At 68.4% G+C, this 14,670-nt stretch carries 12 protein-coding genes; all 12 read right to left on the bottom strand.

The window, feature by feature from the left end; all coding sequences use genetic code 11:
• Positions 1–60: 60 nt before the first annotated feature.
• The 12 genes from INR38_RS22060 to rsmH are packed head-to-tail and all read right to left on the bottom strand — an operon-like array spanning position 61 to position 14,669.
• Positions 61–861 carry a cell division protein FtsQ/DivIB gene (locus tag INR38_RS22060; protein ID WP_013804104.1) on the bottom strand — a complete coding sequence of 267 codons (801 nt, stop codon included), beginning with the start codon at positions 859–861 and terminating at the stop codon, positions 61–63.
• The gene (locus INR38_RS22065; protein ID WP_207443130.1) at positions 858–1,838 is read right to left on the bottom strand and encodes a D-alanine--D-alanine ligase; all 981 of its coding nucleotides are present in this window, start codon (positions 1,836–1,838) and stop codon (positions 858–860) included. Before INR38_RS22065 ends, INR38_RS22060 begins: the two co-directional genes overlap by 4 nt.
• Positions 1,835–3,268 (bottom strand): UDP-N-acetylmuramate--L-alanine ligase, encoded by a 1,434-nt coding sequence (gene murC, locus INR38_RS22070; RefSeq protein WP_207443129.1) that lies wholly within the window; start codon positions 3,266–3,268, stop codon positions 1,835–1,837. The genes INR38_RS22065 and murC overlap by 4 nt, the downstream gene beginning before the upstream one ends.
• Positions 3,265–4,359, bottom strand: coding sequence for an undecaprenyldiphospho-muramoylpentapeptide beta-N-acetylglucosaminyltransferase (murG, locus tag INR38_RS22075; protein ID WP_012203400.1), 1,095 nt, complete (start codon positions 4,357–4,359; stop codon positions 3,265–3,267). The genes murC and murG overlap by 4 nt, the downstream gene beginning before the upstream one ends.
• A complete protein-coding gene (ftsW, locus tag INR38_RS22080) occupies positions 4,356–5,621 on the bottom strand; it encodes a putative lipid II flippase FtsW (protein WP_013804108.1) in 1,266 nt (421 codons plus the stop codon). Before ftsW ends, murG begins: the two co-directional genes overlap by 4 nt.
• Positions 5,618–7,561, bottom strand: a complete 1,944-nt coding sequence (gene murD / locus INR38_RS22085; RefSeq protein WP_207443128.1) for a UDP-N-acetylmuramoyl-L-alanine--D-glutamate ligase — start codon at positions 7,559–7,561, stop codon at positions 5,618–5,620. Before murD ends, ftsW begins: the two co-directional genes overlap by 4 nt.
• Positions 7,562–7,565: 4 nt before the next feature.
• Positions 7,566–8,744, bottom strand: coding sequence for a phospho-N-acetylmuramoyl-pentapeptide-transferase (mraY, locus tag INR38_RS22090; RefSeq protein ID WP_012203397.1), 1,179 nt, complete (start codon positions 8,742–8,744; stop codon positions 7,566–7,568).
• Positions 8,735–10,150 (bottom strand): UDP-N-acetylmuramoyl-tripeptide--D-alanyl-D-alanine ligase, encoded by a 1,416-nt coding sequence (murF, locus tag INR38_RS22095; protein ID WP_207443127.1) that lies wholly within the window; start codon positions 10,148–10,150, stop codon positions 8,735–8,737. The genes mraY and murF overlap by 10 nt, the downstream gene beginning before the upstream one ends.
• A complete protein-coding gene (locus tag INR38_RS22100) occupies positions 10,147–11,676 on the bottom strand; it encodes a UDP-N-acetylmuramoyl-L-alanyl-D-glutamate--2,6-diaminopimelate ligase (RefSeq protein WP_207443126.1) in 1,530 nt (509 codons plus the stop codon). The genes murF and INR38_RS22100 overlap by 4 nt, the downstream gene beginning before the upstream one ends.
• Positions 11,673–13,421, bottom strand: a complete 1,749-nt coding sequence (locus tag INR38_RS22105; RefSeq protein ID WP_013804112.1) for a penicillin-binding protein 2 — start codon at positions 13,419–13,421, stop codon at positions 11,673–11,675. Before INR38_RS22105 ends, INR38_RS22100 begins: the two co-directional genes overlap by 4 nt.
• Entirely contained in the window at positions 13,418–13,702 is a 285-nt protein-coding gene (gene ftsL / locus INR38_RS22110; RefSeq protein WP_012203393.1) for a cell division protein FtsL, read from the bottom strand. The genes INR38_RS22105 and ftsL overlap by 4 nt, the downstream gene beginning before the upstream one ends.
• Before the next feature lie 37 nt (positions 13,703–13,739).
• Complete coding sequence (gene rsmH, locus INR38_RS22115; RefSeq protein WP_012203392.1) at positions 13,740–14,669, bottom strand: 16S rRNA (cytosine(1402)-N(4))-methyltransferase RsmH; 930 nt, start codon at positions 14,667–14,669, stop codon at positions 13,740–13,742.
• Position 14,670 lies beyond the last annotated feature (1 nt).

The following is a 14,670-nucleotide window of genomic DNA, read 5'->3' on the forward strand; positions in this document are numbered from 1 at the left end:
CTGTCCTGTCGCTGTGTCGCTGCATGGTGTGCGTGTACATAGGTCTTTCCTCCCTCGTCTTCAGCGTCGGGGACGCACTGCAGCCGGCGCCTTGGCCGTGCCGGTGGTCACACCGCGCAGCCTCAGCGCATATCCGTCTTCGTAGCGCAGGTCGGCCGACTCGATGGCGTCGGCCTTGCGCTTGTATTGGGTCGTGATCTGGGGCAGCGTGCGCACGAAGCGCTGCACGCGCTGCAGCACGGCTTCCACGCTGCCGCCCCCCAGTTCGATCTGTGCATCATTGGCCAGCCTGAGCTGCCAGCTTCCGCGCGCATTGAGCGTGAGCCCGTCGATCTCCACATCCAGCGGCCCCAGCGCTGGCACCAGCAGCCGGTACATCTGCAGCATCTGCGGGGCGCTGTCCTCGGGGCCCTGCAGACGCGGCAGGCCGTCGCGGTCGAGCTCGCCCAGGTTGGCCTCGAAGACCTCGCCAAAGCTGTTGATCAGGCCGGTGCCCGAATCGGGGCCCCAGAAGGCCTCGGCCACATGCTCATGCAGGATGACGCGCAGGCTGTTGGGATAGTCGCGGCGCACCTGCGCCTCGCGCACCCAGGGCACCTGCTCGAATGCCGCCTTGGCGCCCTTGAGGTCCACGGTGAAGAAGTTGCCCGTGAGCACGGGCGCCACGTTGGCGCGCAGCGTCACCGTGTTGTTGTGCACCAGCTCGCCCTCGACCACGATGCGGCCGATGTTGAAGGCCGGGTGGCGCAGCGCCCACCAGCTCACCGCTGCCAGCCCCAGCGCAGCCACGCCCACGAACAGGACCGTGGCGGTCACGTTCATGAGCTTGACGTCGAAGGGGGCCGGCAGGGAGTAGCTCATGCGTGCTCCTGCTCCGGTTGCGCGGCGTCCAGCGCGGCGCTGGCCAGGATGCCCAGGCAGAGGTTCTCGTAGCTCACGCCGATGGCGCGGGCCGACATGGGCACCAGCGAGTGGCCCGTCATGCCCGGCGAGGTGTTGATCTCCAGCAGGAAGGGCTTGCGATCGCTGGCGCGGATCATGATGTCGGCGCGCGACCAGCCGCGGCAGCCCAGCGTGCGGAAGGCGCGCACGACGATGCGCCGGATCTCGGCCTCTTCCTCGGCGGGCAGTCCGCTGGGGCAGTGGTACTTGGTGTCGTCGGTGAAGTACTTGTTCTGGTAGTCGTAGTTGCCTTCGGGGGCAACGATGCGGATCACGGGCAGCGCATGGGCGCCCTCGCCCGTGCCGAGCACGGGGCAGGTGGTCTCGTCGCCCTCGATGAACTCTTCGCAGAGCACTTCGGGGTCATAGCGGGAGGCCAGCACATAGGCCTGCTCGCATTCCTCGGCCGTCCAGACCTTGGTCAGGCCGATGGTCGAGCCCTCGCGCGAGGGCTTGACGATCATGGGCGCGCCCAGCGCCTGCAGCGCGGCGCGCGTCTCGCCTACGCTGGCGACCAGACGCCAGTCCGGCGTGGGCAGGCCCTCGAAGCGCCAGATGCGCTTGGTCATGATCTTGTCCATGGCGATGCTCGAGGCCATCACGCCGGGGCCCGTGTACGGGATGCCCAGCAGCTCCAGCGCACCCTGCACCGTGCCGTCTTCGCCGTAGCGGCCGTGCAGCGCGATGAAGCAGCGGTCGAACCCTTCCTTCTTCAACTCGCCCAGGTCACGCTCGGCGGGGTCGAAGGCATGGGCGTCCACGCCATGCGACAGCAGGGCCTTGAGCACGCCCGTGCCCGACATCAGCGAGACCTCGCGCTCGGCCGAGCGGCCGCCCAACAGCACGGCCACCTTGCCCAGGGCCTTGACATCGATCTGGGTGCCGAAGCTGCTCATTGCACAGCTCCCTGCTGCGCCTGCAGCTCTTGTTTCTGAAGCATTTCAACCAACTTTCCGGGCACGGCGCCAATCGAGCCTGCCCCCATGCACAACAACACGTCGCCATCGCGGGCATTGACGGCAATGGCCGCCGGCAGCTCGGCAACGTTTTCCACAAACACCGGCTCGACACGGCCGGCCACGCGCAGGGCGCGAGTCAGCGAGCGGCCGTCGGCCGCCACCACGGGCGCCTCGCCGGCCGCATAGACCTCGGTCAGCAGCACGGCGTCGGCCAGGCCGATGACCTTGACGAAATCCTCGAAGCAGTCGCGCGTGCGGCTGTAGCGGTGCGGCTGGAATGCCAGCACCAGGCGGCGGCCCGGGAAGGCGCCACGAGCGGCGGCCAGCGTGGCCGCCATCTCGACGGGGTGGTGGCCATAGTCGTCGATGACGGTGAAGCTGCCGCCGTCGGCAGTCGCCAGTTCGCCATAGCGCTGGAAGCGCCGGCCCACGCCCTTGAAGCTTTCGAAGGCACGCAGCAGCGCGTCGTCGGAGATCTCCAGCTCCATGGCCACGGCCACGGCCGACAGCGCGTTGAGCACGTTGTGCTCGCCCGGCAGGCTCAGCACCACGTCCAGGTCGGGATAGCTCTGGCCGTTGCTGCGGCGCACCGTGAAATGCATGCTGCCAGCTTCGGCGCGCACGTTGAGGGCGCGCACCTGGGCGTCCTCGGCAAAGCCGTAGGTGGTCACGGGGCGGGCCACCTGGGGCAGGATCTCGCGCACGGCCGGGCTGTCCACGCAGACGATGGCTCGGCCGTAGAACGGCATGCGGTGCAGGAAATCGACGAAGGCGCCCTTGAGCCGGCCGAAGTCATGGCCGTAGGTTTCCATGTGGTCGGCGTCGATGTTGGTGACGACGGCCATCACGGGCAGCAGGTTCAGGAAGGAGGCATCGGACTCGTCGGCCTCGACCACGATGTAGTCGCCCTGGCCCAGCTTGGCGTTGGCACCCGCGCTGTTGAGCTTGCCGCCGATGACGAAGGTCGGGTCCAGCCCGGCCTCGGCCAGCACGCTGGTCACCAGGCTGGTGGTCGTGGTCTTGCCATGGGCACCCGCGATGGCGATGCCCTGCTTGAAGCGCATGAGCTCGGCCAGCATGAGCGCACGCGGCACGACGGGGATCTTGTGCGTGCGCGCCGCGACCACCTCGGGATTGTCGGACTGCACGGCGGTGGAGGTGACGACGGCGTCAGCCCCTTCGATGTGCGCGGCCGCATGGCCGACGTGGGTGGCGATGCCCAGGCCGGCGAGCCGGCGCAGCGTGGCGCTGTCGGACAGGTCCGAGCCCGAGATGGCGTAACCCAGGTTGTGCAGCACCTCGGCGATGCCGCTCATTCCGGCGCCGCCGATGCCGACGAAATGGATGTGATGAATGGCGTGCTTCATGCGGCCAGTTCCTCACAGGCGGCGACCACCTCGGCGGTGGCATCGGTCTTTTGCATTTTCTTGGCTTTTCCAGCGCGCTCCAGCAGCGTCGCACGCTGCATATTTTGTAGCATTTCGGCCAGGCTTTGGGCAGTCAGTGCGCTTTGTTGCATCAACCATCCACCACCGGCATCGACCAGGAAACGCGCGTTCGTGGTCTGGTGGTCGTCCACGGCGGACGGGAAGGGCACATAGATGGCTGCGGCGCCCACGGCCGCGATCTCGGTGACCGTGCTGGCGCCAGCGCGGCAGACGATGACATCGGCCTCGGCAAAGGCGCGCGCCGTGTCGTCGATGAAGGGCGTGAGCTCGGCCGCGACGCCTGCGGCGGCATAGTTGGCGCGCAGGGCATCGATCTGCGCGGCGCCGCTTTGGTGCAGCACGACGGGCCGCACATCGGCAGGAATCAGGGCCAGCGCCTGGGGCACGATCTCATTGAGCGCCTTGGCGCCCAGGCTGCCACCCACCACCAGCAGGCGCAGCGGGCCGCTGCGGCCTGCGAAACGCTGCTCGGGCGCAGGCTGCTCGGTGAAGGCCTGGCGCAGAGGATTGCCGACCCAGCGACCCTTGGGGAACACGTTGGGGAAGGCGGTGAAGATGCGGTGGGAGACGCTGGCCAGCACCTTGTTGGCCATGCCGGCCACGGAGTTCTGCTCATGCAGCACCAGGGGTTTGCCGGCCAGCACGGCCATCATTCCACCGGGGAAGCTGATGTAGCCACCCAGACCGACCACCACGTCGGGCTTGACGCGGCGCACCACGGCCAGCGCCTGCCAGAAGGCACGCAGCAGGCGCATGGGCAAAAAGGCCAGGGTCATGATGCCCTTGCCGCGCACGCCCGAGAACTCGATGGTCTCCAGCGGGAAGCCCTGGGCCGGCACGATGCGCGACTCCATGGAGCCGGGCGCGCCCAGCCAGCGCACGTTCCAGCCGCGCTCGCGCAGGGCCTGGGCCACGGCCAGGCCCGGGAAGATATGTCCGCCCGTGCCGCCGGCCATGATCAGGGCCGTGCGCTGGCGTTGCGTGCCTTGGGAGATGGGCTGCTGTGTCATGCATGCCCTCCCTTCATCAGCAACTTGTTCTCGTAGTCCACCCTTAACACCACCGCTATCGCTATCAGATTCATCAGAATGGCCGAGCCCCCGAAACTCATCAGGGGCAGCGTCAGCCCCTTGGTAGGCAGCGCGCCCAGGTTCACGCCCATGTTGATGAAGGCCTGGAAACCCATCCAGATCGCAATGCCCTCGGCCACCAGGCCGGAGAACACCCGGTCCAGCGCAATGGCCTGCCGCCCTATGAGCATGATGCGGCGCGTCAGCCACAGGAAGGTGACGGCGATCAAGAGCACGCCGACCAGGCCGAATTCCTCGCCGATCACGGCCAGCAGGAAGTCGGTGTGCGCCTCGGGCAGCCAGTGCAGCTTCTCGACGCTGCGGCCCAGGCCCACGCCGAAGATCTCGCCGCGCCCGATGGCAATCAGCGCATGCGACAGCTGGTAGCCCTTGCCCAGGGCATGCTTTTCATCCCAGGGATTGAGGTAGGCAAAGATGCGCTCGCGCCGCCATTCGGAGGTGGCGATGATCAGCACGAAGGCCAGCACCACCAGGGCCGCGATCAGGAAGAACATGCGCGCATTCACGCCGCCCAGGAACAGGATGCCCATGGCGATCACCACGATCACCATGAAGGCGCCCATGTCGGGCTCGGCCAGCAGCAGCACGCCGACCAGCACCACGGCCAGCCCCATGGGCAGCACGGCGCGGAAGAAGCGCTCCTTGACCTCCATCTTGCGCACCATGTAGTCGGCCGCATAGATGAGCACGGCGAACTTGGCCAGTTCGGACGGCTGGAAATTCATGATGCCCAGCGACAGCCAGCGCCGCGCGCCGTTGACCACGGTGCCCACGTGCGGGATCAGCACGGCCACCAGCAGGACCAGGGATACCAGGAAGAGCTTGCGCGCCATGCGCTCCCAGGTGGCCATGGACACCTGGAAGGCCAGCAGCGCGCCGACGAAGGCCATGCCGATGGACATGGCATGGCGCATCAGGAAATGGGTGGGCGCGATCTTGCCGAAGCGCGGATTGTCCGGCATGGCGATCGATGCCGAATACACCATGATCAGGCTCCAGGCCAGCAGGCCTATGACCACCCAGATCAGGGCCTGGTCCAGGCCGAGCACGCTGGCCGGCGTCTGCGTGGGCCGGTGGTACTGGGGGCCGCCCAGGCGCACGGGCAGCACGTCGATGGCCTTCTCCTGCGCGCCTCCGAACCAGGAGCGCATGCGGCCCAGGGCCTGCGATACGGCGGTCATGCAGCACCTCCGAGTTCATGCCCGGCATCCAGCGCCAACGCGCGCACGGCATCGACGAACTGGTGAGCCCGGTCCTCGTAGTTGCGGAACATGTCCAGGCTGGCACAGGCGGGCGACAGCAGCACGGCATCGCCCTCATGGGCGCGCGAGGCGGCCAGCTCCACGGCGTCGGCCATGGTGGTGGCATCGACCAGGGGCACGCCGCAGTCCTGCAGGGCGGCGCGGATGCGGCCGGCGTCGCGGCCGATCAGCACGGCCGTGCGCACATGGCGCGACACGGGCGCGACCAGCGGAGAGAAATCCTGGCCCTTGCCGTCGCCACCCAGGATGACCACGATGCGGTGGTCAGGTCCCAGGCCGGACAGCGCGGCCACGGTGGCGCCCACGTTCGTGCCCTTGCTGTCGTCGTAGTACTCCACGCCGTTGACGCGGCCAATGGGCTGGACGCGGTGCGGCTCGCCCCGGTATTCACGCAGTCCATAGAGCAGCGGCGCCAGCGTGCAGCCGCCCGCGCTGGCCAGGGCCAGGGCGGACAGGGCGTTGATGGCGTTGTGCCGGCCGCGGATGCGCAGCGCGTCGGCAGGCATGAGGCGCTGGATGTACAGGTCTTCGGCGTTCTTGCCCTTGGCGGTTTCGTCGGCCTCATGGGCGCGCACCAGCCACGTCATGCCGCTGACCACTTCCAGGCCGAAGTCGCCGGGGCGGCGCGGCATGTCGCCGCCGAAGGTGATGTGGGCGCGCTGCTGGGGCTTTTGGCGCTTGCCCGGCGGCACCACGGGCGCCGGCAGCATGCGCATGACCTCGGGGTCTTCGCGGTTGAGCACCATGGTGCCGCTGCTGCCGAAGATGCAGGCCTTGGCATCGGCATAGGCGCGCAGGCTGCCGTGCCAGTCCAGATGGTCCTGGGTGATGTTGAGCACGGCGGCGGCCGTGGGCTCGAACATCTGCACGCCATCGAGCTGGAAGCTGGACAGCTCCAGCACCCAGGCCTGGGGCAGCGTTTCGGCATCGATGGCCTGGGTCAGCGTGTCCAGCAGCGTGGGGCCGATATTGCCGGCCACGGCCACGCGCAGGCCCGCATGCTCCAGCAGTTGGCCGGTCAGCGAGGTGACCGTGGTCTTGCCGTTGGTCCCGGTGATGCCCAGCACCGTGGGACGGTAGCCATGGGCCGCGGCCAGGGCCTTGAGCGCCATGGCGAAGAGATCGAGTTCGCCGCCCACGGGCAGGCCCTGGGCGCGCGCGGTATCGACCACGGGCGCCACGGCGGCCGGGCTCAGGCCGGGCGAGCGGTAGACCAGGCCCAGGCTCTGGCCGTCCACCAGTTGCGCCGTGAACTCGCCGGGCACGAAGCGCACCTGGGGCAATTCGGTGGACAGCTGCTGCAGCTGGGGCGGTGCCTGGCGCGTATCGGCCACGATGACTTCGGCGCCGCAGCGCACGCACCAGCGTGCCATGGCCAGGCCCGAGGCGCCCAGACCCAGCACGAGCACGCGCTGGCCCTGCAGGTGCTGGACCTGCTCGCCGGGCCAGCCGGCAGCCACGGGCGGCAGCACCTGTTCGGATTCAACAGCCTCTTCGGCGGCAAGGGGCGTGACCTCGGCGTCGGACGAGTCGGAGATGCTGGGGTCCGCAAAGATCTGGGCCACGAAGGCGGCAGCATCCTTGGCTGCCGTCAGCGTGGCGATGTCGGGCACGGGCTCGGTCAGGGCCACAGGCACCTGCGGCACCTCGGCGGCCGGAAGCTCCGCCTCGCCGTCGCCAACTGGCACGGGAGCCGGTGAATCGTCCAGGACCGGGTCCGCAACCACCTGCCCCTCGGGAGCGAGGCCCGGCATTCCGGCCGGGTCCGCCAGCTCGACAAGCTCGGCAGGGGACGCCGGCACGACGGGCTCGGTGGCCGGCAGTGCGTGGAGGTCGGTCTTGAAGTCTTCGGTGTTCATGCACTCACCTCAGCTTCAGCGTGGACAGGCCCAGCAGGCACAGCAGCATGGTGATGATCCAGAAGCGGATTACGACCTGGGTCTCCTTCCAGCCACTCTTTTCGAAGTGGTGGTGCAGCGGCGCCATCTTGAGCAGGCGGCGTCCCTGGCCATAGCGCTTCTTGGTGAACTTGAACCAGGTGACCTGCAGCATCACCGACAGCGCCTCCACCACGAAGATGCCGCCCATGATGGCCAGCACGATTTCCTGGCGCACGATGACGGCAATGGTGCCCAGCGAGGCGCCCAGCGCCAGCGCCCCCACGTCGCCCATGAACACCTGGGCCGGGTGGGCGTTGAACCAGAGGAAGGCCAGGCCCGCGCCGGCCATGGCCGCGCAGTACACCAGCAGCTCGCCCGAACCCGGGATGTGCGGGAACAGCAGGTACTTGGCGTAGCCGGCATTGCCGGTGACGTAGGCGAAGATGCCCAGGGCCGAGCCCACCATGATCACGGGCATGATCGCCAGGCCGTCCAGCCCGTCGGTCAGGTTCACGGCATTGCTGGCGCCCACGATGACCAGGTAGGTCATGATCACGAAGCCCAGCACGCCCAGCGGGTAGCTGACTTCCTTGAAGAAAGGCACGAGCAGGCCCGCCTTGGGCGGCAGGTCCAGCGCAAAGCCGGACTGCACCCAGGTGACGAACAGCTCGAAGACCTGGGCATTGGAGTTCTCGGAAATGCAGAACACCAGGTACAGCGCGGCCAGCAGGCCGATGACGGACTGCCAGAAATACTTCTCGCCCGAGCGCATGCCTTCGGGGTCCTTGTTGACCACCTTGCGCCAGTCGTCCACCCAGCCGATGGTGCCAAAGCCCAGCGTGACCAGCAGCACGATCCAGACGAAGCGGTTGGACAGGTCGAACCACAGCAGCGTGGAAACGGCAATGGACAGCAGGATCAGCGCCCCGCCCATGGTGGGCGTACCGCTCTTGGCCAGATGGGTCTCCATGCCGTAGCCGCGCACGGGCTGGCCGATCTTGAGCGAGGTCAGCATGCGGATCAGGCGCGGCCCGGCCAGCAGCCCGATGACCAGGGCCGTGAGCGCGGCCATCACGGCGCGCATCGTGAGGTACTGGAAGACGCGCAGAAAGCCGAACTCGGGGGACAGGCCCTGCAGCCATTGGGACAGCATCAGCAGCATGCGGCCTCCTTCTTGCAACCGTCATCCTTGCCGGCCGCCTCGACCGCCTGAACCACCTGCTCCATCTTCATGAACCTCGAACCCTTGACCAGAATGCTGCCCACCTCGGGCAGCGCGGCACAGGCTGCCTGCTGCAGCGAGGCCATGTCTTCGAAATGCCGCGCACCTGCACCGAATGCGGTGGCGGCGGATGTGCTTTGCGCGCCCAGCGTGAACAGCCGGGCAATGCCCAGGCTGCGCGCCAGCGCGCCAGCCTCGGCATGGAATTGCGGCCCCTGGTCGCCGACCTCGCCCATGTCGCCCAGCACCAGCAGCTGGGGAGCGGGCAGTTCGCGCAGCACCTCGATGGCCGCGGCCACCGAGTCGGGATTGGCGTTGTAGCTGTCGTCGATCACGGTGACCGTGCGGCCCTGCACCGAAACGCCCAGTGCGCGCGAGCGGCCCTGCACGGGCTCGAACACGCTCAGGCCGCGTGCAATGTCGGCCAGCGGCACACCGGCTGCCTGGGCGCAGGCCGCAGCGGCCAGCGCATTGCGCACGTTGTGGCGGCCGGCAATGTGCAGGCGCACCAGGGCTTCGCCCTCGGGCGTGACCAGGGTGAACTGCCAGGCATCGCCCAGCCACAGCGCATCGCGGGCATGGACCTGGGCGCCATCGGCAGACTCGCCGAACATCAGGCACTGGCGCGCAGCGGCCAGCTCGCGCCACAGCGGCGTGTAGGTGTCGCCGGCCGGGAACACGGCCACGCCGTCGGCGGGCAGGGACAGCAGCACGCTGCCGTTCTCGCGCGCCACGGCCTCGACCGTGTGCATGAATTCCTGGTGCTCGCGCTGCGCATTGTTGACCAGGGCCACCGTGGGCTGGCCGATGGCGGCCAGCTCGGCAATCTCGCCGGGATGGTTCATGCCCATCTCCAGCACGGCCACGCGGTGCTGGGCGGTCATGCGCATCAGGCTCAGCGGCAGGCCGATGGAGTTGTTGAAGTTGCCGCGCGTGGCCAGGGCCGCCTCGCCCGCATGGGCGCGCAGGATGGAGGCCACCATCTGCGTGACCGTGGTCTTGCCGTTGCTGCCGGTGACGGCAATCAGCGGCAGCGCAAAGCGCGCGCGCCAGGCCGTGGCCAGCGCGCCCAGGGCGGCCAGCGAATCGGGCACCTCGATGCCGGACAGGCCTGCGGCCTCCAGGCCGCCATGGGCCAGGGCTGCGGCAGCGCCGGCCTCGCGGGCCTGGGCCAGGAACTGGTTGGCATCGAAACGCTCGCCCTTCAAGGCGACGAACAGATCCCCGGCCTGCAGCGTGCGGGTGTCGGTGTGCACGCGCGTGAGCACGGCCTGGCCGTTGCCGACCAGCCGTGCCTGGGGGATATGCGACTGGATCAGCTCCAGCGCTTGTTGCAAGGTCATCATGACCGCTTCTTTCCTTCGCGGGCCGCCAGCGCCTTGTGCGCCTCGGCCATGTCGGAGAACGGATGGCGCTGGCCCGCCGTCTCCTGGTAGTCCTCATGTCCCTTGCCGGCGATCAGCACCACGTCGCGTTCGCTGGCGTGCGCAATCGCCTGGGCGATGGCCGCTGCGCGATCGGCCTGGGACTGCAGGTTCTCGCCCGGCTGCATGCCGGCCAGGATCTGGTCGATGATGCGGTCGGGCACTTCGCTGCGCGGGTTGTCGCTGGTGACCAGCACACAGTCGGCATTCTTCTGGGCGGCCTGCCCCATGAGCGGCCGCTTGGTGGCATCGCGGTCGCCGCCGCAGCCGAACACGCACCACAGCCGGCCACGGCGCTGCTCGGCGGCCGGGCGCAGGGCGCGCAGGGCCTTGTCCAGCGCATCGGGCGTGTGGGCGTAGTCCACGGCCACCAGCGGCTGGCCGGGCTGGACGATCTGCTGCATGCGGCCGGGCACGGGCTCCAAGTGGGCGCAGGCCGCAACGGCCTGGTCCAGGGTCAGGCCCAGGCAGCGCAGCGCGGCCAGCACGCCCAGCAGGTTGGATACGTTGTACTGGCCCACCATGCGCGTGTGCATGCGCAGGCTGTGGCCGGCCTCGATCACGGTGAAGCTCAGGCCCTCGGCACCCAGCGCAATGTCCTTGGCCTGCAGGCGCGCCGCGCCTTCGATGGAAATGCTCCAGACATCGAGCACGGCAGGCTGCTTGCGCGACTGCAGCGTGGCCCACAGGCGTGCGCCATGCGCGTCGTCCACATTGACGACGGCGGCCTGCAGGCCGGGCCAGTCGAACAGCGCGGCCTTGGCATCCCAGTAGGCCTGCATGCTGCCGTGGTAGTCGAGGTGGTCCTGCGTGAAATTGGTGAACAGCGCCACGCGGATGCGCGTGCCGTCCAGCCGGTGCTCGACGATGCCGATGGACGAGGCCTCGATGGCGCAGGCCGCCAGGCCCGCATCGGCGTACTCGCGGAACGCGCGCTGCAGCCGCACCGGATCGGGCGTGGTCATGCCCGTGGATTCCATGGCGGGCGGGATTCCCACGCCCAGCGTGCCCACCAGGGCGCAGCCGCTGCGTTCCTGCAGCTTCACCTGGGCCAGCGCGTGCGCCAGCCACCAGGCGGTGGTGGTCTTGCCATTGGTGCCGGTCACGGCCAGCACGTCGATCTGGGCGCTGGGATGCTGGAACCACTGGTCGGCGATCAGGCCCGTGGCGGCCTTGAGGCCGGGCAGCGCCGCGATGTGCTCGCCGGAAAAACCGAAGGCTTCAACACCCTGCGCTTCGACCAGGCAGGCCATGGCACCGCGCTCCAGGGCCGAGGCCACATGGGCGCGGCCATCGGTGGCCGCGCCGGGCCAAGCGATGAAGGCGTCGCCGGGCCGGACCTTGCGGCTGTCGGTCTGCAGCGTGCCGCTGCCTTGCAGGCGGGCTGCCAGCCATTGGACAGCCTCGGTGGCCGTGGACAGCACCCGCAGGGCTTGGGAGGAACTCATAGCGAGGGCTCCTCCACGGGGTTGGCGACGATCAAGGGCTTGACTTCCATATCGGGCTGCACGCCCATCAGGCGCAGCGTCTGCTGCACCACTTCACTGAACACGGGTGCCGCCACGGTGCCGCCGTAGATAGTGCCGGCACTGGGCTCGTCCACCATCACGGCGACGATGATGCGCGGGTTCTCGATGGGCGCCATACCCGTGAACCAGGCGCGGTACTTGCCGGCGGCATAGCCCTTGCCCTGCTGCTTGCGGGCCGTGCCCGACTTGCCGCCCACCGAGTAGCCGATGGTCTGGGCGCGCTGGCCCGTGCCGCCGGGGCCGGCCGCCAGGGCCAGCATCTTGCGCACCTCGTTGGCCGTGCGCGGCGAGAACACGGGCACGCCCACGGGCGGCTCGTCGGTCTTGACCATGGTGGCCGGGATCACGCGCCCGCCGTTGGCAAAGACGGTGTAGCTGCGCGTCATCTGCAGCAGGCTGGCGGACAGGCCGTAGCCATAGCCCATGGTGGCCTGCTCCACCGGCCTCCAGGTCTTGTAGGGACGCAGGCGACCGCTGGCGGCGCCGGGGAAGGAGATCTGCGGCTTCTGGCCGAAGCCCACGGCCGAGAAGGTTTCCCACATTTCCTTGGCCGGCATCTGCAGCGCGATCTTGGTCGTCCCCACGTTGCTGGACTTCTGGATCACGCCGGCCACGGTGAGCAGGCCGTAGTTGTGGGTGTCGGAAATCGTCGAGCCCGTGACGTTGACGCGGCCCGGCGTGGTGTCGATGGGCGTTTCCGGCTTGAAGCGGCCCGACTCCAGCGCCAGGCCGATGGTGATGGGCTTCATGGTCGAGCCGGGCTCGAAGGTGTCGGTGATGGCGCGGTTGCGCAGCTGCTCGCCCGTCAGGTTCTTGCGCTTGTCGGGCACGTAGCTGGGGTAGTTGGCCAGGGCCAGCAATTCGCCGGTGTGCGCATCCATGACCACCACGCTGCCCGCCTTGGCCTTGTGCGCGATGACCTGCTCCTTGAGCTTCTGGTAGGCGAAGTACTGGACCTTGCTGTCCACGGACAGCTGGATGTCGCGGCCGTCCTGAGGCGGCACTTCCTCGCCCACGCCCTCGACCACGCGGCCCAGGCGGTCCTTGATCACGCGGCGCGAGCCGGGCTTGCCGCCCAGCTCCTTGTCGAAGGCCAGCTCCATGCCTTCCTGGCCATGGTCTTCCACATTGGTGAAGCCCACGATGTGGGCGGCCGATTCGCCTTCCGGGTACTGGCGCTTGTATTCCTTGCGCTGGTAGATGCCCTTGATGTTGAGGGCATGGATCTGCTGACCAACGTCCCAGTCGAGCTGGCGCTTGATCCAGACGAAGGTCTTGTCCTCGTCGGCCAGCTTTTCCATCAGCGCTGGCAGCGGCATCTCCATGAGCGCGGCCAGCTGCTTGAGCTTGGCCTTGACCTCGGGGTCGTCCTGCTCGACATCTTCGGGAATGGCCCAGATGCTGGCGGCCGGCACGCTGGAGGCCAGGATCAGTCCATTGCGATCCAGCAGGCGGCCGCGGTTGGCCGGCAGCTCCAGCGTGCGCGCAAAGCGCACCTGGCCCTGGCGCTGGAAGAAGTCGTTGCCGAACACCTGCACGTAGGCCGCGCGCGCGCCCAGGCCGACAAAGCCCAGGCCCAGCATGGCCACGATCATCTTGCTGCGCCACAGGGGTGTCTTGGACGCCAGCAAGGGGCTGGAGGTGTAGAGCACGCTGCGCGTCATGGAGCCACTCCGGTGCGCGCATCGTCATTGACGTACTGGGCGATGGCCGGCGTGGCCGGCTTCATCTGCAGGCGCTCGCGCGCCATGACCTCGATGCGCTGTGGCGTGGCCTGGGCGCGCTTTTCCACCTGCAGGCGCTGCTGCTCGGTGGCCAGGCGGCGCGATTCGGCCACGGCGCGGTCCAGTTCGGTGAACAGGCGGCGCGATTCGTACTGGTTGTGTACCAGGAAGATGGCGCTGGCCATCACCGCCAGCAGCAGCACGAGGTTCAGGCGCAGCATGCCACGCCCTCCTCTTGCGCCAGACGGTGCATGCGCTTCATGCAGGCACCCCGGTGCGGCGGGCCACGCGCATCACGGCCGAGCGCGAGCGCGCATTGGCGGCGACCTCGGCCTCGCTGGGCTTGATGCGGCCCAGCGCTTCAAGGCGCATGGGCGTGGGCACGGCAAAGGGTGCGCGCCGGTCATAGACTTCCTTGGAGTGCTTGGCGATGAACTGCTTGACGATGCGGTCCTCCAGCGAGTGGAAGCTGATCACCACCAGGCGCCCGCCCGGCGCCAGCACGCGCAGGCTGGCCTCTAGCGCCTGTTCGAGCTCTTCAAGCTCGGCATTGATGAAAATCCGAAGAGCCTGGAATGTGCGTGTCGCTGGGTTCTGCCCAGCCTCGCGGGTCCGGACCGCGCCAGCCACGAGCTCGGCAAGCTCCGCGGTGTTGCGAAGGGGCCCCTGGCTTTCGCGCCGAGCAACAATCGCCTTTGCAATGGGGCCAGCAAACCGTTCTTCGCCGTAGTCACGTATCACCTCCGCAATCTGCTGGGCATCGGCTTCCGCCAGCCAGTCCGCCACGCTCTGGCCGCGCGTGGTGTCCATGCGCATGTCCAGCGGACCCTCGAAGCGGAAGCTGAAGCCACGCTCGGGGTTGTCGATCTGGGGAGAGCTCACGCCCAGGTCCATCAGCACGCCCTGCACGCTGCCGGCCGGCAGCTCGCTGAGGTGGCGAAACCCTTCGTGCCGAATCGAAAAACGCGCATCGGTGATGCGCGCTGCCTCTTCGATCGCGTCCGGGTCCTTGTCGAACGCCAGCAAGGCCCCATCCGGCCCCAGCCGCTGCAGGATGCGCCGGGAATGCCCGCCTCGCCCGAAGGTCGCGTCCACCCATTGCCCGGCAACGGGCTGTGCGGCGCCGTCCAGCAGCGCATCGACGGCCTCGTCGAGCAAAACGGTGATGTGTTGCAACGGCTGATTCAAG

Origin of the sequence: Delftia sp. SD018 (genome assembly GCF_017355445.1) — a bacterium.
In the GTDB taxonomy this organism is placed as follows: domain Bacteria; phylum Pseudomonadota; class Gammaproteobacteria; order Burkholderiales; family Burkholderiaceae_C; genus Comamonas; species Comamonas acidovorans.